Origin of the sequence: Endozoicomonas sp. NE40 (assembly GCF_040549045.1) — a bacterium.
In the GTDB taxonomy this organism is placed as follows: Bacteria; Pseudomonadota; Gammaproteobacteria; order Pseudomonadales; family Endozoicomonadaceae; genus Endozoicomonas_A; species Endozoicomonas_A lisbonensis.
Genome location: NZ_JBEWTB010000002.1, coordinates 1,811,674 through 1,838,668, shown reverse-complemented (window position 1 = coordinate 1,838,668; position 26,995 = coordinate 1,811,674). Strand labels below are relative to the sequence as shown.

General features: G+C 49.9%; 16 protein-coding genes. 3 read left to right on the top strand and 13 right to left on the bottom strand.

Features of this window, described 5'->3' with window-relative positions; genetic code table 11:
• Nucleotides 1-7 precede the first annotated feature (7 nt).
• The 5 genes from ybeY to V5J35_RS09210 form a co-directional block, all read right to left on the bottom strand.
• A complete protein-coding gene (ybeY, locus tag V5J35_RS09230; RefSeq protein ID WP_354010972.1) occupies nt 8-472 on the bottom strand; it encodes an rRNA maturation RNase YbeY in 465 nt (154 codons plus the stop codon).
• On the bottom strand, nt 469-1,563 hold the full coding sequence (locus V5J35_RS09225) for a PhoH family protein (protein WP_354010971.1): 1,095 nt from the start codon (nt 1,561-1,563) through the stop codon (nt 469-471). Before V5J35_RS09225 ends, ybeY begins: the two co-directional genes overlap by 4 nt.
• Before the next feature lie 219 nt (nt 1,564-1,782).
• Nucleotides 1,783-3,123 carry a tRNA (N6-isopentenyl adenosine(37)-C2)-methylthiotransferase MiaB gene (gene miaB, locus V5J35_RS09220; protein ID WP_354011385.1) on the bottom strand — a complete coding sequence of 447 codons (1,341 nt, stop codon included), beginning with the start codon at nt 3,121-3,123 and terminating at the stop codon, nt 1,783-1,785.
• A gap of 320 nt (nt 3,124-3,443) precedes the next feature.
• Nucleotides 3,444-6,536 (bottom strand): efflux RND transporter permease subunit, encoded by a 3,093-nt coding sequence (locus V5J35_RS09215; RefSeq protein WP_354010970.1) that lies wholly within the window; start codon nt 6,534-6,536, stop codon nt 3,444-3,446.
• Nucleotides 6,533-7,660: an efflux RND transporter periplasmic adaptor subunit gene (locus V5J35_RS09210; RefSeq protein WP_354010969.1), complete on the bottom strand. Its 1,128-nt coding sequence runs from the start codon at nt 7,658-7,660 to the stop codon at nt 6,533-6,535. The genes V5J35_RS09215 and V5J35_RS09210 overlap by 4 nt, the downstream gene beginning before the upstream one ends.
• Nucleotides 7,661-7,892: 232 nt before the next feature.
• Here V5J35_RS09210 and V5J35_RS09205 point away from each other — a divergent pair, with 232 nt between their 5' ends.
• Complete coding sequence (locus V5J35_RS09205) at nt 7,893-8,213, top strand: DUF1820 family protein (RefSeq protein WP_262595493.1); 321 nt, start codon at nt 7,893-7,895, stop codon at nt 8,211-8,213.
• Between the two features lie 48 nt (nt 8,214-8,261).
• Here V5J35_RS09205 and V5J35_RS09200 read toward each other — a convergent pair whose 3' ends face one another.
• From V5J35_RS09200 to thiE, 5 genes are all read right to left on the bottom strand, one after another.
• The gene (locus tag V5J35_RS09200; protein ID WP_354010968.1) at nt 8,262-8,828 is read right to left on the bottom strand and encodes a hypothetical protein; all 567 of its coding nucleotides are present in this window, start codon (nt 8,826-8,828) and stop codon (nt 8,262-8,264) included.
• Between the two features lie 9 nt (nt 8,829-8,837).
• The gene (locus V5J35_RS09195; RefSeq protein ID WP_354010967.1) at nt 8,838-10,853 is read right to left on the bottom strand and encodes a hypothetical protein; all 2,016 of its coding nucleotides are present in this window, start codon (nt 10,851-10,853) and stop codon (nt 8,838-8,840) included.
• Nucleotides 10,854-10,916: 63 nt separating this feature from the next.
• Nucleotides 10,917-11,543: a hypothetical protein gene (locus V5J35_RS09190; protein WP_354010966.1), complete on the bottom strand. Its 627-nt coding sequence runs from the start codon at nt 11,541-11,543 to the stop codon at nt 10,917-10,919.
• A gap of 84 nt (nt 11,544-11,627) precedes the next feature.
• Nucleotides 11,628-12,929, bottom strand: coding sequence for a glutamate-1-semialdehyde 2,1-aminomutase (hemL, locus tag V5J35_RS09185; RefSeq protein WP_354010965.1), 1,302 nt, complete (start codon nt 12,927-12,929; stop codon nt 11,628-11,630).
• A gap of 11 nt (nt 12,930-12,940) precedes the next feature.
• On the bottom strand, nt 12,941-13,558 hold the full coding sequence (gene thiE, locus V5J35_RS09180) for a thiamine phosphate synthase (protein WP_354010964.1): 618 nt from the start codon (nt 13,556-13,558) through the stop codon (nt 12,941-12,943).
• Between the two features lie 129 nt (nt 13,559-13,687).
• Here thiE and V5J35_RS09175 point away from each other — a divergent pair, with 129 nt between their 5' ends.
• Nucleotides 13,688-18,451, top strand: a complete 4,764-nt coding sequence (locus tag V5J35_RS09175) for a hypothetical protein (RefSeq protein ID WP_354010963.1) — start codon at nt 13,688-13,690, stop codon at nt 18,449-18,451.
• A gap of 15 nt (nt 18,452-18,466) precedes the next feature.
• Here the strand turns inward: V5J35_RS09175 and radA are convergent, their stop codons facing one another.
• Nucleotides 18,467-19,840 (bottom strand): DNA repair protein RadA, encoded by a 1,374-nt coding sequence (gene radA / locus V5J35_RS09170; RefSeq protein WP_354010962.1) that lies wholly within the window; start codon nt 19,838-19,840, stop codon nt 18,467-18,469.
• A gap of 109 nt (nt 19,841-19,949) precedes the next feature.
• Complete coding sequence (locus V5J35_RS09165; protein WP_354010961.1) at nt 19,950-23,165, bottom strand: N-acetylmuramic acid 6-phosphate etherase; 3,216 nt, start codon at nt 23,163-23,165, stop codon at nt 19,950-19,952.
• A 237-nt stretch (nt 23,166-23,402) separates the two neighbouring features.
• Here V5J35_RS09165 and V5J35_RS09160 point away from each other — a divergent pair, with 237 nt between their 5' ends.
• Entirely contained in the window at nt 23,403-23,831 is a 429-nt protein-coding gene (locus V5J35_RS09160; RefSeq protein ID WP_354010960.1) for an RrF2 family transcriptional regulator, read from the top strand.
• 84 nt (nt 23,832-23,915) lie between these two features.
• On the opposite strand, the gene ydiJ is transcribed toward V5J35_RS09160, so the two are convergent.
• Nucleotides 23,916-26,954, bottom strand: coding sequence for a D-2-hydroxyglutarate dehydrogenase YdiJ (ydiJ, locus tag V5J35_RS09155; protein WP_354010959.1), 3,039 nt, complete (start codon nt 26,952-26,954; stop codon nt 23,916-23,918).
• Nucleotides 26,955-26,995: the final 41 nt, after the last annotated feature.

Genomic DNA, 26,995 nt, shown 5'->3' with positions numbered 1-26,995 from the left:
CCGTCCGTTAAACGGTTTCTGCGTAAGGGTCAGGGAAGCCAAGGCTTTTTACTATCTTAGTTTCCAGGGCTTCCATTGCTTCTGCTTCACTGTCGTCTATATGGTCATAGCCCAGCAGGTGCAGTGTGCCATGCACAATCATGTGCGCCCAGTGTGCCTGCAGGCTTTTGTTCTGTTCGCCGGCTTCCCGTTCAACCACCGGAGCGCAGACCACCAGATCGCCCAGCAAAGGCAGCTCCAGTTCGGGTGGCAGTTCAGACGGGAATGACAGCACGTTAGTGGGTCCCTGTTTCTGTCGCCACTGCTGGTTCAGCTCTGCCCCTTCTTCGGTATCCACGATACGCAGGCTGATTTCCGCCTCGTCCCGATGTGAGCCGACGGCAGCTTCTGCCCAGTGCTGGAAGTCCTGTTCACTGGGTAGTAACTGACTGTCGCTGGCAATCTGGATATCGATAAACACGCTGGCGCTCATGATGGGGTGCTTGCCTCAGTTTGTGCCTGCGCCTGCTGCTGACGTTGTTCGTGCAGAGCCTTGCGTTCTTCACGGCGCTTTTGCTGTTCCTGTTCCTGCTTCTGATCAAATGCGTCGTAAGCCTGAACGATGCGCTGAACCAGAGGATGACGTACCACGTCTTTGGAAGAGAACCAGGTAAAACCCATGCCGTCTACGTCTTTCAGCACATCAATGGCGCTGAGCAGACCTGAGCGGGTGCCGCGCGGCAGGTCAACCTGGGTGACGTCACCGGTAATGACAGCGGTTGAGCCGAAGCCGATACGGGTAAGGAACATCTTCATCTGTTCTGAAGTGGTGTTCTGGGATTCATCAAGAATAATGAACGAGTTATTCAGGGTTCGACCGCGCATGTAGGCCAGGGGGGCGACCTCAATCACATTCTTTTCGATCAGTTTGTCGACCCGTTCAAATCCCAGCATTTCATACAGGGCGTCGTAAAGAGGGCGCAGATAAGGGTCGATTTTCTGGGACAGATCACCGGGCAGGAAACCCAGTTTCTCGCCTGCTTCTACCGCAGGACGAACCAGCAGGATGCGACGGATCTGTTCATCTTCAAGCGCCTGAACCGCTGCCGCAACGGCAAGGTAAGTCTTACCGGTACCCGCAGGGCCAATACCAAAGTTGATATCGTGCTGAAGAATGGATTTAACGTAGTTCTGCTGGTTAGGTCCCCGGGGCGTAATCAGCCCTTTTCGGGTACGCAGGGAAACAACGTCATCATTGCCTTCAGGCGCCGCAATGTATTCAACGGCAGACTCCTGCAGGAACAGGTGTACGGTTTCTGGTGTCAGCGGATGTTCTTTGCCGGTTTCCCTATACAGCCGCTTGAGAATTTCCTGGGCTGCCTTGATCGAGTCTGCACGACCTGACACGGAAAACTTGTTACCACGGTTGCGAACTTTAACGTGAAGGCGTTGTTCGATCTGTTTCAGGTTCTGGTTGAACTGACCGCAAAGCTCGGCAAAGCGCTGGCTGTCATCGGGTTCAAGGATAAACTGACAGTGGCTTTCTGCCAGAGTGTTGGAAGTGTTTTGAGTTTTGGCGTTCAAGTCGGGGATTCAGCTCTTACTGCGATTATTAGGGTTAAGCATATACCGCGGTCTGAAGGTTGGGTAGATCATAACCGGGATATTGACTCTATTTTACAGGATTTTTATACAGATTTTAGAAGGGGCCGGGGTAGCTGCGAATAGTCAGACTTAATTTGGCGTAGGTTGGGTCGAGCGTAGCGACACCCAACCTACAAGTCGAATTTTTTGGCTGGTGTATTAATCCAACTCGGAGCTGACAATCCTGCCACGCATGGAGTGAGCAAAGGCATCGGTTACTTCAACGTTGGCAAAATGCCCGATCAGGCGTGGGTCGTCAAACTTGAAGTTAACAATACGGTTGCACTCGGTGCGCCCCATCAGTTCGCCCGGATCTTTTTTGGAGTAACCGGTTACCAGAATTTTCTGGGTAGAACCCACCATCCGGCGGCTGATCTGCATGGTTTGCTGGTTCAGACGATCCTGCAGAATATGCAGGCGCTGCTTTTTGGTTTCTGCCGTTACGTCGTCTGGCATATCCGACGCCGGAGTACCCGGACGCTTGCTGTAGATAAAGCTGAAGGAAGCGTCGAAGCCCACTTCGGCAATCAGGTCCATGGTGTCCTGGAAGTCTTCATCGGTTTCACCCGGGAAGCCAACAATAAAGTCGGACGACATGCTCATGCTCGGGCGATGCTCACGAATACGGCGAACCTTGTCCAGATAGATGCTGGTTTCGTGCTCGCGCTCCATCAGCTTCAGGATACGGTTGGAACCGCTCTGAACCGGCAGGTGCAGGTGACTGACCAGTTCTGGCACTTCGCCATAAACGTCGATCAGGCTGTCGGAGAACTCCAGCGGGTGAGAAGTGGTAAAACGGATACGGTCGATGCCGTCGATGGCGGCAACGATGGTGATCAGCTCTGCCAGATCGCAAATAGAACCATCGTCTTTTTCACCACGGTAGGCGTTAACGTTCTGACCCAGAAGGTTGATCTCTCGCACCCCTTTCTCTGCCAGACCGACACATTCCGCCAGTACGTCATCCATTGGTCGGCTGACTTCCGGCCCCCGGGTGTATGGCACAATGCAGTAGGTGCAGTATTTGCTGCAGCCTTCCATGATGGAAACAAAGGCTGTAGGGCCGTCAACGCTTGGCTCGGGCAGGCGGTCAAACTTCTCGATTTCAGGAAAAGTGACGTCCACAACCGGGATATGGTCCTGTTTGGTGGCATCAATCATTTCCGGCAGGCGATGCAGGGTCTGTGGGCCAAACACCACATCAACGTAGTGCGCCCGCTTGCGGATTTCCTCGCCTTCCTGACTGGCAACACAGCCACCAACGCCAATCACCAGATCAGGGTTCTTTTCTTTCAGGTGTTTCCAGCGGCCGAGCTGGTGGAACAATTTTTCCTGCGCCTTTTCACGGACGGAACAGGTGTTGACCAGCAGTACGTCGGCTTCTTCTGGGTTGTCGGTCAGTTCCAGAGTATGGGTTTCTCCGAGCAGGTCTGCCATACGGGCAGAGTCGTACTCGTTCATCTGGCAACCGTGGGTCTTGATGTATAGCTTTTTGGTCATTTCAGACGACAAAACCGGATTCCTGTCTGCTGGTTCGTGGCTGTTTTCACCTTCCGGCGAAGGGCAGCCTGATAAAGATAGCCAAGCCCTGAAGGCTGTCTACTATCTGTTCAAAAACGGCACATTATAGCCTTTGGCTGACGGGGAGGGTAGTGAGCAATATTTCTGATCTTGGGTGCAGTAAATACACTCTGATATACAGGCTGTGACTGATAAGAAGGCAGGGCAGCATTACGCCCCCGGATGCCGGGACAGCCACAACACGCTCGGCCTTGTATTGTTGTGGCTGTCCCGGTATATCCGGTTACGTAAAGTCAGGATTAATGGGCAGGGCAGTTCTCCAGAGCCGCTTCCAGTTTATGTTCCATATCCTTGGGAGAACCGGTTCTGGCAGCTACCAGACGATACAGTCCCGGTGCGACAAACAGGGTCATAAAGGTGGCAACCAGTACGCCGCTGAAAATCACAATACCGATGGATGTACGGGACTCATAACCGGCGCCACTGGCCAGTATCAGCGGAACCGAGCCAGCCAGCGTGGTAATGGCGGTCATCAGAATCGGGCGCAGACGGGCAACAGAACCCTGAATGATCGCGTCTTCAAAAGCCACCTTCCGGTCGCGCAGCTGGTTAATGAATTCGACAATCAGGATGCCGTTTTTAGTGGCAAGCCCGATCAGCATGATCAGCGAGATCTGGGTATAGATGTCCAGTGACAGGCCAGCCCACAACATGCCGCCCATGGCCCCGGTGAGTGCCAGTGGCACGGTCATCATGATCACCATGGGGTGCACAAAGCTCTCAAACTGTGCCGCCAGCACCAGATAAACGACCACGAGAGCCAGGATAAACGTCATGGTCATGGAGCTGCTGGAACGCTTATATTCCATCGACTCGCCTTTATAGTCGATTGTGGCTTCATCGGGCAGTTCATCAATCACCAGCTGTTCGATATAAGCCAGCGCTTCGCCCAGAGAATAATCGCCTACCAGGTCGGCAGACAGCGTAATACTCTTGCGACGGTTGTAGTGGTTGAGCTGCCGGGGCTGCCCCTCGATAGTGACGTCAATCAGCGTGTCGAGGCGCACCAGTTCGCCACTGGCAGAGCGCAGATGTATACGGGCAAGGTCGGATATGGCGTTAAAATCATCCTTTGGCGCCCGAACGTTGACGTCGTATTCTTCACCGTTCTGAATAAAGGTGGTGATGTTTCTGCCAGCCAGCACGGTTTCCAGGGCGGCTGAAACATCGGAAACCGGAATCCCAAGTTCATGGGCGTAAGCCTGGTTGATGGTAACGTTCATACGGGGAGTGGTTTCGTTGTAATCCGTTTCCAGTTCCCGGAGTCCCGGATTTTCTGAGGCTTTTTCTTTCAGCAGCTCAACCCACTCCTGCACAATCTCGTAGGAACCACCACCAATCACCACCTGAACCGGCTGACGAGCGCGGGTACCAAAGCTGGATGGCACAATCGGGGAAACCCTCAGCTCTGCGACAGGCTGTAGAAGGCGGCGTATCTGGTTGCCGACATCAAACACCGTTACATCCCGTTCATCCCAGGGTTTCAGGTCGATGATCAGAAACATCTCGTTCTGATTTCGTGCCGGAGCCCGAATCCCCATGGACTGAATGGGTCCATCAGGGTTGGTGAGGGGCTCCATGCGCTGTTCGACTTCATCAATCAAAGGCTCAAGGGCATGATAACTGGCACCTTCGGAAGCTGTCAGGCGTACAAACAGACGCCCCTGATCTTCTCTGGAAACAAACGACTGCGGCAGTTGCTGGTAGGTATAACTCATAAAGCCAAGGCTTAAAATAACAGCTACAACCGCAATCCAGTTATGTTTCAGGGTGAAGTTCAATAACCGACGGTAGCCGTTTTCAAGACGGTTAAACTGCCTTTCAACAAAGCGGGTGAAAGGCCCCTGCTGAACATTCAGTTTCAGGACACGACTGCCCAGTACCGGCCCCATAGTCAGGGCAACGATACTGGAAAGGAATACACTGGCTGCCAGAGTGACAGCGTATTCCTTGAACAGCATGCCCGCTGTACCGGTCAACAGGGTAATTGGCATAAATACCGCGACCAGCACCATGGTGGTAGCGACCACTGCCATACCGACTTCCCGGGTACCCCGGTATGCAGCCACTATGGGAGACTCTCCTTTTTCTATACGACTGTGGATGTTTTCCAGTACAACAATTGAGTCATCAACCAGCAGGCCAACCGACAGAACCAGCGCCAGCAGGGTGATCAGGTTGATGGAGTAATCGAACAACAGCAGCACAGCAAATGTGGCAATCAGTGAGATCGGCACACTGACCGCAGGAATCAGGGTGGCCCGGGTGCTTCCGAGGAAAATGTAGATCACCAGAATAACCAGCACCGAGGTAATGCCCAGGGTCGTATACACTTCGCTGATAGCGCTTTTAATAAAGACAGAGCTGTCAGACAGTGGTTTCATTTCCATGCCCTCTGGCAAAAACGGCTTCAGTCGTTCAACTTCCTCCTTAACTGCTTCAACCACGTTCAGCGTATTGGCTTCGGACTGTTTCAGAAATTCGAGCATGACCATGCTGCGGTTATTCAACCGGAATGTCTGGTCTTCGTTTTCAGAGCCTGTTTCTACCCTGGCAATATCGGACAGATAGAGCATGGAGCCATCGCTGTTTCTGCGAATAACCAGGTTCTGGTAGTCGGCAACGGTCTGATAGCTGCGCTGTAACCGCAAAGTGTAATTCCGGGCAGGGTCGGTCAGACTGCCTGCCGCGGCTTCCAGGTTTTCTGTCCGTAGCGCTTTTTCAATATCGGTTACGGTCACATTGCGACTGGCCATGGCAACCGGGTCCAGCTTTACCAGTAATGCCAGCTTGTTATAACCCCATAACTCAACGGAGCTGACACCATCAATCAGGCTCAGGGGATCAAGCAACTGACGGTTAATGTAATCACTCAGGTCAACCGGCGACATGCGGTCTGATGACACTGTAAAGCTGATAACGCCATCGCCGTCGGAGTCGCTTTTTGATACCGTCGGTTCGTCCATATTCTCTGGCAACCGTCGTTTGGCTCTGGAGACGGCATCGCGCACGTCGTTGGCAGCCGCTTCAATGTCCCGGTCATTTTCAAATTCAATACTGATTCGGGTGCGTCCATCGGAACTCATGGAATCTATTGATCTTACACCACGGATACCGGACAGCTGGTCTTCGATAACCTTGGCAACCCGTGATTCCATAATGTCTGCCGAGGCTCCATCGTAGTCGGCGGCGACAGAAACAACGGGTGCGGAAACGTCCGGGTATTCACGCAGGGGCAGGCTGTTAAAAGCCAGTATGCCGAAGACAATCAATAGCAGATTAATAACGCAGGCGACAACCGGTCGCTTAATGGCAAGGTCTGATAAAATCATTGAGTCAGAACCTCACTGTTCTGGATGGATGCACCATTTTGTTGGGCAAACTGTTGATGGTTTTTGTTCATAGCAGAGGAGGGCGTCACAATGATGCCGTTACTGACTTTGCTGATGCCTGCCGTAATAATTTCATCACCCGCTGTCAGCCCTGAGCTGATGTAGGTTTTATCGCCCACAACCTGCAGTGTGTTGACGGCCTGTTCAATCGCTTTGTTGTTAACGACAAGATAAACGAAAGCCTGGGCTCCCCGGTAAAAGATGCTGCTGGTAGGGATGGTGATTACACTTTCCGGGGCTAATGAAAGAGAAGCCTGCGCCAGCAGACCGGGGCGAAGCAGGCCCTCAGAGTTATCCAGTTCTGTACGAACTTTAAAATTACGGCTTTGAATGTTGACGACAGGGTCAAGGCTGGAAACTGTTGCTGAAAAGTGGAGGTCAGGCCAGGCTTCAAATTGAAGGTCTACGGTCATACCTTTGTCGATCTGACTGAGGTATTTGTCAGGAAAATTCAGGTCAACGTACAGGTACTCCAGATTTGTTAAAGTGACCAGACTGTCTCCTGCTCTCACGTACTGACCCGGGCTGAGGTCGCTTAAACCTAAAACGCCGCCAAAAGGTGCTTCCAGTGTATAAAAAGACAGAGTGGTCTCGGCAGCGTCAACCGCTGCGCTGGATTGCTCCACCAGTGCCTCCTGAGCCTGAAGTTCTGAGAGAGACACTGCTTTTTTAGCTTCCAGCAATTGCATCTCATTTAAGCGACGCTGATCATCTGAAAGTTTAGCTTTGGCTTCGTGCAGTTTCGCCTGTTCAAAACGGCTGTCAATTTCAATCAGGGGATAACCCGCCGGGACCGTCTGACTGTCAGTGAAATTGATTTTGTTAATGGAACCCGCCACCTGACTGGTCAGGGTGATCTGGTTTCGTGCATAAACGCTGCCCAGCGCAGTCAGCTGCTCCTGCCAGGTTTGTGCCTGAACGGTTTGAACGTCAACCACCACTCGATTTACCCCGCTATGGGCATTATTTTCCCGTCCCCCTCCCTGACCGCCGCCACTGGCAAAAGCACCGGGTATGAGTGAAAGGCTGGCTAATACTATGAGGCTGGTCTTTATAAGGGTCATGGGGCTAAAGCCTGAGGTGAAACATTGCGGTATTCATTTCTGACGCCATTATAAACAGCAGGTACAGACAGAGTTTGTCGGTCAGCTACCAAGATGTATCAAAACTGTATCAGGCCGCTGTTTTCCACAGATCAAACCGGAAGATGAGTGTGTTATGCTTGCCGCGTTATTCAGTCACCCTTGCCGAAAGCAGGCAAACCGGTGGAAGCGATCAAAAAGGTTTTAATCATCAATGTCGAAAACACAGGTCTTTCGAGTTATTTTTCAAAACGAAGGCGAAGTCTTTGAAGTGTATGCCCGCCAGATATTTCAGAGTGAACTCTGGGGCTTTATTGAAGTAGAAGAGTTTGCTTTTGGTGAACGCAGCCAGCTGCTGGTTGATCCCAGCGAAGAGAAACTGAAGAACACCTTTGAAGGTGTAAAACGCAGTTATATTCCGCTGACATCGATTATTCGAATCGATGAAGTAGAAAAAGAAGGGACGGCCAAAGTCACTGAAGCTAAAAGTGGCAATGTACGTTCCTTTCCAATGCCACCTCTGAATTCCAAATGACTTTTAACCGGTCAGAGTTAACCGGTCAGAGTTAACTTGTCAGGGAGATCATTCTTCCACGGACGCCTTTAGCCAGTCACACACATCAAGCAGGGCATTACTGGTTTCCTGCCACTGGACAGGCTGACCAGGTGCTGGCTGGATTCCCCACGAAGAGGGCATTCCTGCCGGACGAACCACAACGATGCGGCTGTTTTCAGGCAGTTTGCCTTTCTCCCTGGCTTCCGAAGCGGCAACTGCCATGATGGCGATCAGTTCGTACTGATCAGCCAGGTCCGCTTCCAGGCCAGGGTGAGAAGGTGTTGGCAGATTGCTCTGGTGGAAAATGGCAAAATCATTTTCAACCAGATAGTAATGCGTAGCAGCTGACTCCACACCATAACCATCGATACCAAAGACCAGATAATGATCAGGTGTCTTCTGTTCAACCTCATTAAGAAACCAGCTCAGGTTCCATGGGCCGGGGATATTGTCACGGGTGGTAAAATACCGGGCATCGTCCGGACACTGCAACTGGTCAGACAGGTTTCTGGGTACAGGAGGAATGGGTAATCCTGCTTCGAGCATCGTCTGTCTTGCCTGATTAAGTGGTTGCAGCGCTTTGTTGGAATTCATGATGCCTACCTATACGGATCGTGTGAATTGTGGATCAGGTCGGGTGTAAAGCTGTTCGGCCTGTTGCGACAGTGCATTAAAATACGACTGTGGCTTTCCGGTTGAATGCAGGAAGTCGGCAACACGCTGCCCCCCTTTGCCATCTTCTGTTGTCGGGCTTCTCCAGGTTAACCAGTCGTCCACCACTTTACCTTCGTCAGCCAGTTTTTGGGCATGTTGTTTCAGGTCATTCAGGCGAAACAGGGTAGATTCAATCTCTTTTTTATCCAGAAGTGGCTCCAGATCCTGCCTGATACGGCCTTCATCAAGCGCTTCCAGTTTCTCAAAGGTTTCCCGGCCAATCAGTTCCGGCTTGCCCGGCCAGGGCAGGGGCCAGTCACCAATTTTTCGGTCAGGTTCAGGGTCGGTGACTTCACGCAGTCCCGGATAAAATGCCTGATCATTGTCAATCAATGTCACACCACCGGTATCCGGGTCAATAAACAGGTTGCTGCTGTGACGGTCCTGCTGACCAGTCAGGCAATCCAGCCATTGGGCATCGGTCAGGTTTTTCTGGAGGTTGGCTGAAACGGTAGGCTTTTCGAGGGAATCGTAGGCAATATTTTCCGGCTTCCCGGTTTCATTATTGAATGGCTGAACCCCCTGTGCCTTTGTCATCATCAAACCCATTTTACCGTTATGGGTCGTCAGGGTCATGGCGGGTAACAGCCTCAGGTCAAGAGCATCCTGCAACTTTTGTGCGGCAAGGTTTCGGCCTGCAAAACGGGGGCGGGATTTATCCAGGTATTTATCCTTTCCTACCACATGCTCATATCGGCTGTTGTCTTTGGCGTCATCGGCTTTAAAGAGGTAGTCTCTGGGCGGGTCGTTATCACTGACACCGGGAAATGTCAGTTTTTGCACACTGTGATGTTTGCCTGCGCCAAAGGGTTCTGCCGGTTTCAACAGATCAGCGTCGGTCAGAGTGCTGAACTCGCTGGCCAGATCAGGGTTTAGTGGATAGCCCAGACGTTTCAGTTCAGTGACTTCTCCCCAGCTGAGTTTGCCCTCTGTCAAAGCGCTTTTTGGATCATCCATGACCTGAACCAGCAACGCTCTCTCGGCATCCATCTCCCTGCTTAAGGTTTGCAGGGCTGAAAAATCTTCCTGTGAGTAATACGCCCGACCGGAATTGGATATTTCTGCAATCACCTGCATACCCTCTTCCAGACTGTCAATCTGGCTTTGAGCCCGGGCTTTGATGTCCTCTGCGGTGGTTGGCATGGACTTCGCCTGTTCACTTTTATGCTGGTCCAGCACTGACGCGATCTGGACCAGATGTTTTGATTTCAGGCTGGCACTGGCCTGACTGTGACGGCTGGTGCCTTTCTGGAAGGCGTCGATAACGCTGGCGGCTTTTTGTCTGAGCTTGTCTGAGCTTTGCTGAACATCATGGAAACGTTCAGACACCCGGGACTGATTGATCAACTTTCTCAGACCGTGATTTTTATAGGCTGAAGCAACGGGAGCTGCTGTTTTTGCCTGTGTTGGTGTCCGGGGGTGCCCGGTAAACTGCTGAACCATCTGCCCGGGTGGGTTTTGCCCAAGAGGGCTGGGAAAGGGTAATACAAAGGGGGTGACCTGCCCTGAAGAACTGATTTGCCAGTTTCCCGGAGGTAAAACAACGACGTTACCCATTTTTCCCAGGTTCTGAAGGTTGATAGGAGGCCCCTGATAAGGTGTAACGGTGATTGCTTTGGGGTTGTTAGTCCATATATTCAGACCGGGCTGGGCGTGTACCTGTGTCAGGTTTACCTGAGGCCTGGGCTGGCTTTTGCTGACGTTATAGTTCGATAATTTTCTGGATTGGCTTCTTGCAGCGCGCTTGTTTTTTAATCCTTTAAGCTTTCTTTCTTTATTGTTTGTCCTGCTGGTCTTTCTGCCAAAGGCTGTGCCTTCAGTTTTTTCCGGGTTAGCAGGTTGGGGGGCGTTGCTTAAATGCGCCGGAACATTCTGGGAAGAGGCTCCTACGGATGAATTGCTCACAATTGCTTCCCTGCAAAAGTATTAATGAATACGCCAAGTATAGGCTGCGAGCAATAGACAGATTCAGAGCTTTTCTGGCTTTTTCTGGCGGAGCAGAAAGTAAAGCCCGGTACCGAGCATCAGGTTGCCAAGGGCGATAAAGTAACGAAACAGGTTCAGGCGCAGATAGCCCGCAATGGTGCCTTCATTGCCAATCAGCATGCCACCGACAAAGAAACTGGCAAAGGACACCATAATCAGGACTTTGGTACCTGCGCTCATGTAGGAACGGGTGACCATCACCAGACCTGCGACTATGCACAGTGTCAGTTGCAGATCCCGGTAAACCGTTTCCACCCCATACCAGCGCGACACTTCGAACAGCAGGCAGATCGCCAGAATCGTTCTTCCCCAGGCTGCGGCACTCCAGAACTTTGCCATCAGAATCTGCACCATGGCAATAGTGACCAGGGGAGGGGACATAAAGGTGGCAATATTGTTGAACATCCAGTAAGGCCCTGCCCAGACAGAGGAAAAACCGTACTTTAGTACCCCTAGCCCGGCTCCGATTGCCATCAGCAGAAAGCCAAACAAAGCGGCTTTGGCAGGCAGCTTGTGCGCCGGGTCAAAGTCCTTTTGCTGGGATAAAAGGAAAACAGGAAAGGCGCTGGCAAAAGCCAGCACCGCATCAGACATAGCAAGAGAAATCATAAACAGCCATGAGCGAAGAGCTATCTTTCAATGAACGAGTACTCAGTGAACAATTAGTCATTACGCCCGGTGATAAAGAGTAATTCAAGGGTTTAATAAAGATTGAAAAGCCCGGCCAGCGGCAGCAACGGTCTGTTCTATTTCCTGATCACAGTGGGCGGCAGAAATGAAACCGGCTTCAAAGGCAGAAGGAGCCAGATAAACCCCTTCGTCCAGCATGGCATGGAAGAAGCGTCCATACAGTTCGCTGTCACAGGCCATCACCTGATCGAATCGTTCCACCGTTTCCTGTTCGGTAAAGAACAGGCCAAACATGGCCCCCACCTGAACGGTTCGCAAAGGAATTCCTGCCAGGTCCGCCTGATGCCTGAACCCTTTCAGCAGTTGTTCTGCCTTGTCGGTCAGGTCGTCATGAAAGCCCGGCTGAACAATATTGTTCAGCGTTGCCAGACCTGCCGCCATGGCCAGTGGATTACCTGACAAGGTGCCTGCCTGATAAACCGGCCCCAGTGGCGCAAGGTGCTTCATGACATCCCGGCGACCTCCAAAGGCACCCACAGGCAGTCCGCCACCGATGATCTTGCCGAGAGTGGTTAAATCAGGTTTGATGTCGTAATACGCCTGAGCGCCCCCGAGGGCTACCCGGAAGCCGGTCATCACTTCGTCAAAAATCAACAGGGCTCCGTGTTCGTCACAGATTCGACGTAACCCCTGCAGGAAGCCCGGAACCGGAGGAATGCAGTTCATATTGCCAGCGACAGGCTCAACGATAATACAGGCGATTTCAGAACCCACTTCACTGAAGGTTTCCTCGACAGAATCCAGGTCATTAAAGGTCAGGGTTATGGTGTTTTCTGCCAGTGCTTCAGGAACACCGGGAGAACTGGGTACGCCCAGGGTCAGGGCGCCGGAACCGGCTTTAACCAGCAGAGAGTCGGAATGACCGTGGTAGCAGCCTTCAAACTTGATGATGCGATCCCGGCCGGTAAAGCCGCGAGCCAGACGAATGGCACTCATGGTGGCTTCGGTACCAGAGTTCACCATTCGCAGCAGCTCCATAGACGGGAACAGCTGGCGCACCTTCAGGGCCAGTTCGGTTTCCAGCGCAGTAGGCGCACCAAAACTCAGCCCCTGCAATGCCTGTTCTCGCACAGCAGCCACCACATCCGGATGGTTATGGCCGAGAATCATTGGCCCCCATGAACCGACATAATCAATAAGCTCATTGCCGTCAACGTCCTTTACATGGGCTCCGAGGGCGCTCTGGAAGAAAACGGGTTTGCCACCAACGCCTTTAAACGCGCGAACGGGTGAATTTACTCCACCGGGAATGACTTGCTGCGCTTCACTGAACAAAGCGTTGGAACGGTTGTCGGATCGAGCCATGAATGTTTTCCTTATTGGTAAAATCCACTCAGTTCACGAGCCCGGAGCTGGATGTCGGATGCCGCAAACAGGTTGTTTACAACAGCGACCATGTCCGCGCCTGCCTCTATTATTTGGGAAGCATTATCTACGGTAATGCCGCCAATAGCTACCACAGGTACTTCAAAACGCTGTTTGGCTTCTGGCAGCACTGAGAGACTGGCGGTTTTGGCATCCGGTTTGGTTCTGGAGTCGAAAAATTTGCCAAAGGCGATGTAGTTGGCACCTGCGTCAACGGCTTTTTGTGCCAGCTCTATAGAGCCTCCACAACTGACACCGATAATGGCGTAATCGCCCAGACGGCTTCTGGCTTCGGCAACGGACGCATCACTCTGGCCGACGTGTACGCCATCGGCTTCAACGGCCGCTGCCAGTTCTACGTCGTCATTAATAATCAGGATCGCCTGATGCTGGTGGCAGAGTACTTTCAGGGCTCCGGCCTGACGCAGACGTTTTCCCTGGTCGTCGCTTTTATCGCGATATTGCAGAACCTTCATACCACCATGCAAAGCCTGTTCTGCTGCGTGCAGCAGGCTGTTGTCGTCGGGTAGCAGATGGCTGTCGGTAACACCGTATAGACCTTTGAGCATGATGGCCTCCTGTCTGATCCTCAATGGAGCCGAAGTATACCGTGTGCCATCAGGTATTGGCAGACAATTCAGAGGAGAAAGCCTTGATTTGAGGTCTATACTGGGAGCCTTAAAAAGGGTGTAGGGCAGATGCTGCTTAGAATAAAAACAGGTACGCTTTTCTTACAACTGCTCTTTCTGTTTTTGCTGGTGTCCGGCATACACTCCGCTCGTCTTTTCGCTGCTACAACGTCAGAGGATGCTGCGCTCTATCATGCAGAGTTCTCTGTTCCGGGTGTTTCAATAAAGGTTCCGCTGGATCTTAAGAGTCTGGAGTCGGCAGCAGTTCTCCAACTGGCGGTGTCTTTTGCGCTCCTGTTGCCAGACAGCTTTTATAAGAACGCCTGCTTGCCCCGAAAACAGACAGTCTATTCTGATTTTCGGGCTTATAGCCTGATTTCCAGTATTGTGCTTTTCTTCCATCTATGCGACAGGTTTCAACAATGGGTTTCTGGACTTTTGTTTTCCGGGCTTCTGCTTTCTGATCCCGAATGGAAGACTGCCGCGATACCCAGTGCCACTTCTGAAGCCTGTACAACCAATCCGGTGCTTGGTTATCAGACACAGATAGAGGTCGAAGCACACTATCAGTTACAGCGGGAAAATTTTGGCACTCTGCACAGTCTGGTAGCTTATGTTACTGAGATGGCGCAGCACTTATCACCGGGCCAGTCAACGGTAAGGAGTCATGACTGGAGAGCAGAACTGGAAGTTTTGCAGCAGGATGCATCGGGAATAACATTCTCAATCACTCTTCCAGACCGTGACAATTCAACCAACACCTACGAAGTGGGTAGTGACAGTGGTATCTACTGGATAAAGCGATTTGACGGGATGAATATTGAACGCTACTGGCAAATTGCCTGGAGCGAACCTGAAGAAGGAAGTACAACAACCGATTTAACCATTCAGTTAGCCGGTTCGATGAAATCTGAAGAATCGGGGGTGCCGATAGAGCTGACGGTTCCTCAGTGGTTGAGTCAGCGACTGCTGGCGGCAAACACTGCTATGGCGATCGCAGAGTTTAACAGGCTGTTTATAGGATGGTACCAGTCTTCTTTTTTAGCGTCCGAACCGGTGTTTAAAGTACTTTCCAAAGCACTTTCCATAAGGCATCCAGAGGCCGGCTCAGATATAAAGAACGCAATTATTCCAGCAATTAATTCTGGCTATCTGTATTGCCCTGACTGGAAGGGTAAGCCGATTTATTTCCCCGATAATGTCCCGGAGTCACATATAAGAAAGGCACCCAGATCAGGGGGGGCGTCTTCCGGATCTGGAGACAGACCAATCATCAGGCAAAGTACGAAACATACGTCCAGCATGGCAGATAAAAAGGCTGCTGGAACACCCTGGAGAAAAAAAGAAGATAGAGATGATGAGAAGCCTCCATTTCCCGCTGATACTAAGTTACCGGATTACATGACCGCTCCAAAGAGTCTTCTGCGGCGGGCAACAGGGTCTTTTTATTACAATAGCGGGATTAATGGACAAGCTTCACTTGCTGTGACATTGCAGAATGTCGAAGACTTAGTTTATACGTTAAGCAGTGCAGGTATGCTTCAGATTTTGCCTGTTGAGGGAGTGACCAGTGACCAATGGCCAATGGTGGTAAGCAGGCGCCTTGCTCGTTATATCAATCCTTCCCTCTTTGCCGGCCAGTCTGCTTCTTCTAATGAGACCGGCATGAGTGAAGAGTATACCGTAAAAATGACTCAGGCAATGTTCAACACAATTCTGAAAAGATTTTATGAGTTCAGGGAATTTGCCTTTGTAATTAGAAAATTGCAAAATGATCTGGAATGGATTATCGCAAGCTTCTGTACCGAAAAAAAAATAGAACGTCGTTTTTATGGTGGATGGTTAGCAAGACTGTTTTTCCTCAAAAATCCCCTCCATCAAGGATCTCTGCATGAGGGGAACCTGCCTGTTACAAATGATATTGATGTTTTCTTAGCGTGGCTATTTGACCATGTTGATATTTTTAAAAAATATATGGAAGAAAAACTTGAAGGTTCTGGGTTTGAAATTTCAAATTTTAAACAAGAAAATTTGTTATTTACCTTTCCCGAGAAAAATAATGAGAATGCACCTTATATGCATAGTGCTTTTTATTTTAAAGGGGTTGGTGGATGGGGAAAATTCAATGATTATCTTCCGAACCTGGATGTAGCTATGGTTAATTCTGAAAGGGTGCCATCTTTTACTACAGAGGCAGAAGTGATTAGTGAGTGTGTTAACAGAGGGTTATGCTTTGAAGCTCGGAAGCGTGGTACCAATACCATACGAAAGGAGGGTAAGCACTGGGGTCGTATTCTTTTGCTTAATAAAGTTTTTCCTGAAAATATTGTATTCAGAAGTCGTTTGGAAAGTATAAAGCTGCAAGTTCAGAATGCCGAACTGACTAAGGAAGTAGATAGTCAGGAAAAACAAATTAAATCACTGTACAGTCAGTTTTATGGAACAAAGGTAGAGTTAAAAAAAGCACTTGAAAATGTTGAGTATTTGTCCGGGCGTATATCTAAAACTGAAGAAGAAAAAAAGTCCAGTCTTAAGATACTACAAAAGAAGAGTGATGAAAAAAGCCTCAAGCTAATGAGAGAAATAAACAACAAAGATAATAAAATAAAAAGCTTATCTGCTAAGAATAAAGTCATGGATGATAATGAGTCAAAGCTGCTTGAAGAAATTGGAGAAAAAACAAAAAAAATAGACAGGTTGTTTTCTGATAATAAGTGTCTGAGTAGTGAAATGTTGGAGTTGAATCTGAGTGTTCAAACACTGTCTGCTAATAATGAATATCTGAAGGGTGAAGTGTCTAACTTAGAAAAAAATATTTTAATAAAGGATTCGGAACAGGTCAAACTGCTTGCTGAAAATCAACGTCTGATTAACGAAATGTTTGAATCAGTACGGCATGTTCATGCAGGTGTGGAAGAAAGAGCCGTCCTGTCTTCTGAAAAAAAATTTTTGGGTAATGAGGTATCCAGGTTAAAACAATTGCTTTTAATTAGAGGTTCTGAATATGGCAGACTGCTTACTGAATATCAACGCCTGAATGGTGAAATGCATAACATGGCGCAGCATATGCGTGCAGGTGCAGAAGAAAGAGCAGTCCTGTCTTCTAGGAATAAACATCTGGGTGGTGAAGTATCGAGATTAGGACAGGATCTTTCAATAAAGGATTTAGAATATGCAAGCCTGTCTTCTGAAAATAAACGTTTGGATGATGAAATATCGGCGTTAGAAGAAACACTTTTAGCGAAGGATTCGGAACTTGCAAGTCTGCCCCCAGAAAATAAACGCCTGAGTGATAAGGTGTCGACGTTAGAAAAAGTTCTTATAGAGAAAGATTCAGAACATGCAAGCTTGTCTTCAGAAAATGAACGTCTGGGTGATAAGGTATCGGAGTTAGAAGAAGTTCTGGCAGCGAAGGAGTCAGAACATATAAGCCTGTCTTCTGAAAACAAACAGCTGACTGAAGCAGTGAAAGAGTCAAAGCAGCTTATTCAGACGGGTGTGGAAGAAAATGAAAAGCAGAAAAAAAAGATAAGCTCTTTAAAAAAGGAACTTAATCAAAGATCAATGGATACTGTAGTTTCAGGGCTTAAAGGCAGGATAAAAAAAATGGAGGGTGAGCAACAGCTTTTAAGAGCAAAGAAAAAGGAATTAAATAATAAAATTGGAGTGTTGGAAAAAAACATAAAAGATATTGGCAGAGAAAATCTGATTTTAAAAAAGTATAATAATGAAAATTCTCAACCTCACAATGTGGATGGCAGTCTTATTACCGCACCCGGTGATCTTGAGAAAAGTGCCGAAGAACAACATAAAAAAACGGGTGTCAATACAAAACCTGACCTTAAAGGCAGGAAACAGCAAATCCAGGATGCTCGTGACAATCATTGGTACAAAGGCCTGATAGCTGTTGCCGCAGGTTATTTCGGTTATAAAATGAGAGGTTTCTGGGGACAGGCTCCTGTTGATTGTGAAAAATTCAGTCATCGCTATATCAGGCATCTTTGTGCAAGCCTGGACAATGACGACGGATTGAACCGCGACATCCTGCAGGTGCTGGATGAATTATCTGAGGAACACAGGGTTGTGGACTATCGTATTTTTTCGGTCAGTCTCAAGCAGGGAAGTATGGGCCCTGTGAACCAAAAGGCTCTTTCGAAGGCTGAGAGAAAAAAAGAAAAACTACAGGGTCGCCGTCTTTTAATGGTGCATTCGGGACATCATCTGCTGGGTCAAATCACAGAAGAGCAGTGGTTGCAGATGATAAAGGGGATCAGATCTGCCTGGATAGCCGGTGGCCAGGCAGGTTTATTCAGAGAAATAGTCAGCGGCATAGTCGACTATTGTGGCTTCATGCCTGATGGAAAGTGGCAGGAAGAATGCAGTCGAAAAGCGGTCAGCAAGCTGCTTGCAAAACGTTCCCGGGCTGAAAACTTTGTTGTTGTCAGAGGAAGAGATATTAAGCTTGGGAATCAGGATCGGGTTATCGCTTTCCTTCCCGTATGGGATATCACTTCGGGGCAGCTGGAATGGCACGATGTCTGGCCTTACCGGCTGGATAGAAAGGGGTATACCATTCTGGGGTCATCAAAAACAGATGATCAGTTTGTATCGCAATGCACGGGGGGGGACACGAAAACGAACAAGAAAGTGTTCACTTATCTAAACTGGGCTGATATTAACCCCAGTCATTGCGAGAGGGGAAAGGTCATTGTCGTCAACGGTAGTAAAGATTCAGCCTTCTGGGAGTACTGGATCAGGTATGATCAACACAGTGTACAGAGCAAAGATGATATGGGAACGTTTTATGGGGCATGGGAATACGATACCCCATAAAGGCCAGCGGCGACTTTAAATCGCCTCCAGAGCTTCGGACAGTTTACTGACACCCACCACTTCAAATCCCTCAATGGGCTTTCTGGGCTTATTCGCAACCGGAACAATTGCCCGTTTAAAGCCGTGCTTGGCTGCTTCTGCCAGTCGTTCCTGACCATTGGCAACCGGACGGATCTCTCCGGCCAGACCCACTTCTCCAAAGGCGATCAGATCCTGTTGCAGCGGCGTGTCACGCAGGCTGGAAACCACTGCCAGCAGGCTGGCAAGGTCGGCAGAGGTTTCACTGACCTTAACGCCTCCAACAACGTTGATAAACACATCCTGGTCACTGGTGAAAATGCCGCCGTGTCGGGTAAGGATTGCCAGCAGCATGGCCAGACGATTTTGGTCCAGACCGACGGTGACACGACGAGGGTTGCCCAGCTGGGATTCAACCACCAGTGCCTGAATTTCAACCAGAAGCGGGCGGGTACCTTCCCAGAGTACGCTGATAATACTGCCGGAAGTGGGTTCAGGGGTTCGGGACAGGAAGATGGCAGAAGGGTTTTTGACTTCCTTCATACCGGTTTCCGTCATGGCAAAAATACCCAGCTCATTGACCTGACCAAAACGGTTTTTGGTGGCGCGCATAATGCGGAAACGGGAGTCGTCGGTATTGCCCAGCATTAACTGGGTATCAATGATATGCGACAGTGTCATTGGTCCCGCCAGAGAGTTGTCTTTGGTAACATGCCCGACAATCAGCAGCACGGTTCCGGTCTGTTTGGCGAAACGGGTGAGAAAGGCCGCAGACTCCTTTACCTGGGCCACGCCGCCGGGCGCCGCATCCACACCGTTCATAAACATGACCTGAATCGAGTCAATAACAATAATGCCCGGTTTTTGCTGTTCGGCAACCGCAACAATATTTTCGGCACTGGTTTCAGCCAGCATTTTCAACCGGTCGGTAGGCAGTCCCAGTCGTCTGGCCCGGGCAGCGATCTGTTGTAATGATTCTTCGCCGGAAACGTAGAGCGCATCCATTTGTTGGGCAACATGGCAAAGCACCTGCAGCAGAATGGTACTTTTACCTGCGCCGGGATGACCGCCAATCAGAACCGCGCTGCCCTTAACAAAGCCTCCGCCCAGAACACGGTCAAACTCTGACATGCCGCTGGAAAAACGTGGTGCTTCGGCAACATCCACTTCGCTGAGCGTTTGCAGGCCCGACAGGGTACCGGCAAAGCCTGATTTATTAGCTGCAGCAATAGAAGGCGAAGCGGCAGGGCCAAGGTTAACCTCTTTAAAAGTATTCCAGGCTTTACAGTCGGGGCATTGTCCCTGCCATTTTGCAGATTCGCTGCCACACTCGGTGCAGACGTAGGCCTTGCGGGTTTTCGATTTTGCCATAGAGGAGTATTTGTCAGGTAAAGGCTCATAATAACCGTTGCAGATATCAGGCGGTATTCTTTTCCGCTATGGTCGTTGTGAGCCTGAATCAGGCTGGCAAAAGGAAAAACTATTGAGGTTTTGATGATTTCCTCATTTTCCTCAGGTATTCCATCGAAGCCGCTGTGGATTTGAAAATCGTCAGGAGGGCTCTGGCAGCTAATCGCGTAATGTCTTCTATCCTGGCGAGATTAATGGCTTGTCTGGCAACCAGCTTTTCATTTGACGCCTGCATGTATTTCATACTGTTACCAGCGATTCTTCCATTCATAATCATGGTGGCAGTTGTCAACATATTCAGAGCCTGCTTGATCGCAGTTTCCGCCAGCACTTCGTACTCTGCCGGGTTTTCAGAAAACGGTAATAAAATCGCTACAGCATCGTGATCACTTTTTTCAGATTTACTCTTCTGAACCATGATGGAAGCTGTTGCTATGCCGGCTTTCTCTGCTTTGGTCAAACCCTGCTGTACGTACTCTGGAAGACCCTCTATGCCAACACCGATCACGATATCATTACTGGAAGCGCCTTGTGACTGGAGGTCTTCCAGGGCATTGGCTCTTTCTTTTTGTGCTTTGGTGAGTCTGCGCCTGAGAGCCACATGACCGCCCTCAATCAGCCCGGTTACGGTTTCAGGTTCAACGCCAAAGGTTGGGGGGCATTCTGAGGCATCAATAACAGCCAGCCGACCGGGTGACTCTGTTCCGAGGTAAATAAGACGCCCTTGATTTTGTATGACAGGGACCACCTTTTCTATCAGCGCTTTAAGCTGTGGCAGAGATTCAGAGAGCGCTCTGGTAATTTCAGCACTGCCTTTGATAAATCTCTGTAAGAGTGCGTCTAAGTTCTGATCCGGGTCGATGGCTACCCTTGAGATCATATCTAAAATGATTTTCTGTGTAGTGGCTGATTTCATGCGGGTACTGCCGGTAATGTATTCCGGACCCGCATCGGTTTCGACCGGAGTATCAGACAGCCCGGATATTTTTGCATTCCTGCTGCATGCAATCGAGCCAGTAGGAATCCCCTGTTCTCTGGCAATAGCGAGAGCGCCTGCCGCATAGGGTGTTCTGCCAGAGGCTGTGATCCCTATAAGCAGATCTTTCCGGTTGATATTGTGTACTTCAGAAAGCTCACGCCAGGCTGAAATATAATTGTCTTCCGCTCCGCCCTTAGAGGTTGCAATAGCCCCGTCACCTCCGGCAATCAGTGCAACAAGCTTTTCCGGATCAGATATTGAACTGACTATCGCCAGTCGCCCACTGCTGCCAGCCCCAATAAGAAATACCCTGCCGTTACGCCTGATGGTTTCCTGCACCTTCTGTAGAAGCTTTAAAATCATTGTGCCTGAGGCTTCCAGTGCAGAGGATACATGCCGGTCTTCTTCATTGATGTCTTTAAGAATTTCTTCGATGGTTTTGTTTTCAAGATTCGTATAGCGAGACTCATTCTCAGTACTTGCCTGAACAGCATTCAAGGCCGTTGCTGTTCCGGTGGTTGGCATGGACAGATCGGGTACACTAAAGCGACGGGAGCGCTGGGGGGGATGCTCTTCGGTAACAGACTCTGTATCGGAGGTTTCTCTGATAATGTGTGCCTGCGGGTAGAGTTGCCTGATGACGATTTCCGGTGACAGGTTTATCGGGGGGGCAAGAAGTGCCTGAAAAGCATCGGGAATGCTATCGCGGAGGTGTTCGGCTGAAAACCGCTGTTTCCGTATTCCCCCGCTTTGAGTTGAGTCGGCCTGCAGACACTCATGGCAACGGCAGGGGCCGTTGTTGCAATACGGGTGCGGACAAGTTGCCCCAATATGTTCATGGCAGGGTTCATTGTTATTCCCGCGACCTCCTGCCCCGGTATCTGAAGGATGACCCTGTCCGGTGGGTTGCTGACCTGTGCTGGAAGGTTGGGTATCCGCTGGCTGATTGCTCTGGGAGCTTTTACCCTGCTCTTTTTTATCCTCTCCTTCCGGGTGCGCCACCATACCTAAAACAATACCTCCGCACCCATCAGCATTGTCTGAGGCTTCAACTGTGCCTTGCTCTATAGAGAGCCGACACAGTTCTTCATCAAGTTTGACCTCCAGCAGCATAAGCCTGTTCTGTAGGATTTGCAGCAGATTGTGATCGTTGTGACTGGCTGCAAGCTTGTAAAAGGTGGAGTCCTGAAGTTTCAGTGTCGCCTCAACCGGTGTTAAGACTGTTTTGGAGGTAAGCGAGTCATATTCAGAGTCGTCAACAGCCATCATGGCTGCCCGTAAAAATGATTGTCCTGCGGCTTTTTTCTGCTCTCTTGTCAGGGACTGGTGAGTGGTGTTCATCACCATGGCCAGTGAGTCAGAAAGGTTTGCTTCCAGAACCATTTGCAGGTTTTGCAGAATGCGTTGTAAATCCACTGAAATACCCTGCTGGCGGGCTCTCTCAATAACCTCCCTGATTTCCTGCTCCTGTCGAATTAAGGCAAGCATTGTTTTTCTGAAACCTTGTGCCTCCGGAGAGGTCAGGGTATCCCTGAACCAGGGTTCACCGGAAACCTGCATAGAGTAATTGTGTATTTCACCAGCCAATTCATTCAGTTGGCTTAATGGCAGGAGCAACAGGTGCTGCCAGTATTGGGAAAACCGGTTGTAAACATGGGGACCGCCTTGCAGCAGTGCCAGAAAGACAGACTCCACTCTTTTCCACCATTGCTTGTCCTGTTGGTTTGCAGGCAATACGGTCAGGTAGCTCTGCTGATCAATTACAGGCTCAGTGGCGGGTTGATCAGAATAGGTTGCCGGTCTCGCAAATGGCTCAAATCCCCGGGATAAGGAACTCTTGCTGCCTATGCCCAGGAGAGTGGGCGGAGCTTCAGGCAGAGAAGCAGGCAGCTGTTGATCAGGAAGAACGAACCGGGGGGGCGGTTTTTTATGACCACCTTTATCAGAGGTTTTTTTATCCTTGGGGGAAGCCTGATTCCGGAAACCGGCTGGCGGCTTCTTTTCCTGCTTTTGCTTTATAGTACAAAGGACAGTCAGGGGTGTGTTCAAGCTTTGAAATTTCCACACCTCTTTATTCTGTAGCATCAGAACAGTCTGATTATCCGCATTAAGATAAACAGGTATGGAATTTGTCAGTTCGTCTTCGTTTATGTCCTGACGGTCTGGCGAAAAACTGCAAACTAAAAATGAAAAAGACGCTTCGTCAAGGTTGGCATTGGCAGTAGTCACCATTGTTATTAAAACGGATATTGAAACCAGTATAACCAGTAACAGATATCGAATGTTAAAACGGGCTGTGTGCTTCATTAAAGGCAACGCCGGCATCAGTGATTGAAAGCAGGCGAGTATAGACTATGCAATAAAACAGCCATGGGTGGAAAATGCAGCTCACCCCAAAACATGAAAATGGCTACACAGCCTGGAATAGTTGCATTTTCATAGCAAAAAGGACTTAAATGCTCTGAAACCAGATTGAAATTCGTGCATCATGTGCGTTTCTCTGATATTAAAGATCACACATTTATAGATACCTCCTATCAAATCATGAGATTAACCAAACACACGGACTTTGCTCTTCGGATTCTTGTTTATTCTGCAATGGAAACAGGAGATCGCCTGTTGTCAGTTCAGGAAGTGACTGATGCCTTTGAGGTGCCACGCACTCATGTGATGAAAATTGTACAAAGACTGGGGCAGCTGGGTTATCTGCAGACATTCCGGGGTAAAGGTGGCGGTTTTCGCCTGGGCATGCAGCCGGAAGACATTAACCTTGGAGAAGTGGTTAAAGTGATGGAATCCAGCATCACACTGGTTGAGTGCGAGGAAATTGCCTGCCCCGACTGTTCTGCCTGTCAGCTGAAAGATATTATGAATCAGGCAATGGATGCCTTTTTTAATGTACTGGCTCAATACTCTCTGGCTGATGCGCTGGATAAGAAGAATGGCCTGCTGATTCAACTGCATGCAGGCTGAAAAAATGTAAATCAAATAAAACATTTATTATTTGATATGAATAGCACCAGTAAGAACAGTGCTATTCATACATACGACATGTGACTAGTATTTGTCTTTTATCAGGTGCAGCAGCATTTGTACGGGATGAAGGATTCGGGAGTCACTCAGGCGCTTGACCTGACTGCGGCAGGAATACCCCGTTGCAACCAGCTTGCCCTGATTTTCAGGCTTTTCGACTACGTCCTGCCAGCTGAGTTCATAAACCCTGCGGGAAACGTCCTGGTGGCGGGTTTCATGGCCGTAAATGCCCGCCATACCGCAGCAGCCTGTTGGCTGGTAGGTCAGCTTCAGACCGAAGGCTTTGTACAATGCCTGCCATTGTGAGGGAGTGGCTGGAACGTTGGTGGTTTCGGTACAATGCCCCAGCAGAATGTAATCCCCTTCCAATCCAAGGTTAAGCGCAGCAATGTTCTCAGCTTCTCTGGCGAACCACTCAGACAGCAGCAATACCTCTGGTGCGTTATTCTCCATCACTTCCTGATATTCATCGCGATAGGTGAGAGTAACGGCAGCATCAATGCCTATCAGGCTGACGCCGGATTCAGCCAGTTGTTTCAGTTCAGTGCCATTCGTTCGCGCTATTTTCTCGAACCGGCCCAGATAACCATAAACATGCAGTACTTTGCCATTAGGCTGGAATGGCGTTACCAGGGGGCGATAGCCCAACCTGACCAGCAGCTCAACCAGTTCAGTCAGTACCGGGGTTTCAAAGAAACTGGTAAAGGCATCCTGCACAATAATCACTGTTCGCAGTCGCTCTTCTTCGGGTAAGGAGTCGAGCAACTGTGGTGTGGCAACCGAGGCACCTGAACGACAGCTGTCATTCAGTGGTGAGGTGCTGGTAATCGCCGGAAGATCCTGAAGTCCAACGGTTTTGCTGGTCAGCCAGTTAGCCAGTTGTGACCGGGCAGTGAAATTATAAACCGGTTTTATTTTCGCCAGAGCTGGCAGCATGGGTTCCAGCAGTCCGGCTATATGATGTTTCAAAGGTCTTGGGTAGCGACTGTGGTAAAGCTCAAAGTAGCGGGAGCGCAGATCAGGTACGTTGACCTGAATCGGGCATTGTCCGGCACAGGACTTACAGCTCATGCAATGGTCCAGCGCTTTGTACACTTCATGGCTGAAGTCTTCTTTGCCCCTGAGTTTGTCGATGGTGTTGCGGGCTTTGTCCATGGCGTTGTAGAACGGGCCGCCCTGCCTGACCTTGTGAACTTCTTCGGCAATATTGGTACCTGCCGCGCTTTGCAGACGCAGCCACTCCCTGACCAGGCCGGACCTGCCTTTAGGTGACTGGGTTCTGTCGTAAGTAGCTTTCCAGGTCGGACACATGGCGCTGGCAGGGTTGTAGTTAAAACAGGCACCGTTACCGTTGCAATACATGCCACTGGTGAATGCTTCAAAGGCTTTGCGTTCAATGGTGCTGTCCAGTTCCCCCCGGGTCTGAACGCCGTCAATCTTCAGCAGCTCCTGACTGGCAGGCGTCGCAATTTTGCCGGGGTTCAGCTGGTTATGTGGGTCAAAGGCGCTTTTAATGTGTTGCAGAACCGGGTAAAGGTCGGTAAAGAAAGCCGGTGAGTATTCAGAGCGAACCCCTTTGCCATGCTCTCCCCAGAGTACGCCACCATGGGACTGCGCCAGTTTTGCCACTTCATCGCTGATTGAGCGCACCAGCATGGCCTGCTGCGGGTCTTTCATATCGATAGCAGGCCGTACATGCAGGACGCCGGCATCGACATGGCCAAACATTCCATACGTCAGTTGATGTTTATCCAGCAGGGCTCTGAACTGTTGAATAAAGGCAGCCAGATTTTCCGGAGGTACGGCAACATCTTCTACAAAAGGTATCGGGCGTGCGTCGCCTTTCATATTGCCCAGCAGTCCAACGGACTGTTTGCGCATCGCCCAGATTTTCTTAACGTTAGCAGTCCCCATCACGATCTGATGACCAGAACGTTCAATTTCGGAGCTTTTATTCAGTTCAGTGACCAGGCGGGCTATGCCGTCGTTTATTTCATCCTCATCGTGACCGGTGAACTCGACAAAGTTAATGCCGTCAATAGCTTCACTGTTTTGTGGGAAGAATTCCTTAACACTTTCCCAGATGGTATCGGCTTTGGCTAACCCCAGTACCCTGGAGTCGATGGTTTCAATGGAGCAGGGTTTTGCTGCCATCAGGGTCCGGGCATCCTGCAGTGATTCCTGAAAGCTCTGGTAAAAGACCAGCACCAGGGCAGAGGTCTCAGGGATAGGCAGCAGGTTAACCTTGATTTCGCTGACCATCGCCAGAGTGCCTTCGGAACCACAGAGTATGGCGTTCAGGTTAAATTCGTCCTGCTGATTACGGATATTGGCCAGGTCATAACCCGTCAGGTTGCGATTCAGCTTCGGGAAGATGTCTTCTACCTGCTGTTTGTGGTCATCATGTGCCTGACGAACTGTTTGATGAATCCTTCCTATGCTGTCTTCACGCTGACACAGCTGGTCCAGTTCATCATTATTGATGGCTGATGAGGTCCAAACGGTGCCGTCTGCCAGCACTGAGGTCAGCTCCAGCACATGGTGCCGGGTTTTACCATACACCACCGAACCCTGTCCGCTGGCATCGGTGTTGACCATGCCGCCAACGGTGGCGCGGTTGCTGGTGGACAGCTCCGGCGCAAAGAACAGACCTTCTTTTGCCACCCGTTCGTTCAGGTAATCTTTTACCGTACCAGCCTGGACCCTTGCCCAGCGCTCTTCAGCATTGATTTCCAGCACCTGATTCATATAGCGACTGGTATCCACCATAAAACCGGTGGTTAAAGACTGACCGTTAGTACCCGTACCACCTCCCCTGGGGGATAAAACAATCTGCTGAAACTCCGGGCGGGCTGACTGGGTAAGAATAAGGCTCAAATCACCGGTAGAGCGAGGGTAAAAAATGCCTTCCGGCAGTAACTGGTAAATGGAGTTGTCTGTTGCCAGTACCGTGCGATCAGCGTATCCCAGCTCGATATCACCCAGAAAACCGGCTGACTGAACAGCCTTTGCAAATGACTGATACAAAGTGCTTGTTGTTTTGTTGTCCAGTTTACTGATCACTGTCCTCTCCAGATTTACCTTCCGCGCAGTATTGTAAGGGT

What these genes read in the sequence shown, in the direction of transcription:
- ybeY (WP_354010972.1), bottom strand. Translation starts at nt 472, where the DNA reads ATGAGCGCCAGCGTGTTTATCGATATCCAGATTGCCAGCGACAGTCAG.
- miaB (WP_354011385.1), bottom strand. Translation starts at nt 3,123, where the DNA reads ATGACCAAAAAGCTATACATCAAGACCCACGGTTGCCAGATGAACGAG.
- V5J35_RS09215 (WP_354010970.1), bottom strand. Translation starts at nt 6,536, where the DNA reads ATGATTTTATCAGACCTTGCCATTAAGCGACCGGTTGTCGCCTGCGTT.
- V5J35_RS09210 (WP_354010969.1), bottom strand. Translation starts at nt 7,660, where the DNA reads ATGACCCTTATAAAGACCAGCCTCATAGTATTAGCCAGCCTTTCACTC.
- V5J35_RS09205 (WP_262595493.1), top strand. Translation starts at nt 7,893, where the DNA reads ATGTCGAAAACACAGGTCTTTCGAGTTATTTTTCAAAACGAAGGCGAA.
- V5J35_RS09200 (WP_354010968.1), bottom strand. Translation starts at nt 8,828, where the DNA reads ATGAATTCCAACAAAGCGCTGCAACCACTTAATCAGGCAAGACAGACG.
- V5J35_RS09190 (WP_354010966.1), bottom strand. Translation starts at nt 11,543, where the DNA reads ATGATTTCTCTTGCTATGTCTGATGCGGTGCTGGCTTTTGCCAGCGCC.
- hemL (WP_354010965.1), bottom strand. Translation starts at nt 12,929, where the DNA reads ATGGCTCGATCCGACAACCGTTCCAACGCTTTGTTCAGTGAAGCGCAG.
- thiE (WP_354010964.1), bottom strand. Translation starts at nt 13,558, where the DNA reads ATGCTCAAAGGTCTATACGGTGTTACCGACAGCCATCTGCTACCCGAC.
- V5J35_RS09175 (WP_354010963.1), top strand. Translation starts at nt 13,688, where the DNA reads ATGCTGCTTAGAATAAAAACAGGTACGCTTTTCTTACAACTGCTCTTT.
- radA (WP_354010962.1), bottom strand. Translation starts at nt 19,840, where the DNA reads ATGGCAAAATCGAAAACCCGCAAGGCCTACGTCTGCACCGAGTGTGGC.
- V5J35_RS09165 (WP_354010961.1), bottom strand. Translation starts at nt 23,165, where the DNA reads ATGAAGCACACAGCCCGTTTTAACATTCGATATCTGTTACTGGTTATA.
- V5J35_RS09160 (WP_354010960.1), top strand. Translation starts at nt 23,403, where the DNA reads ATGAGATTAACCAAACACACGGACTTTGCTCTTCGGATTCTTGTTTAT.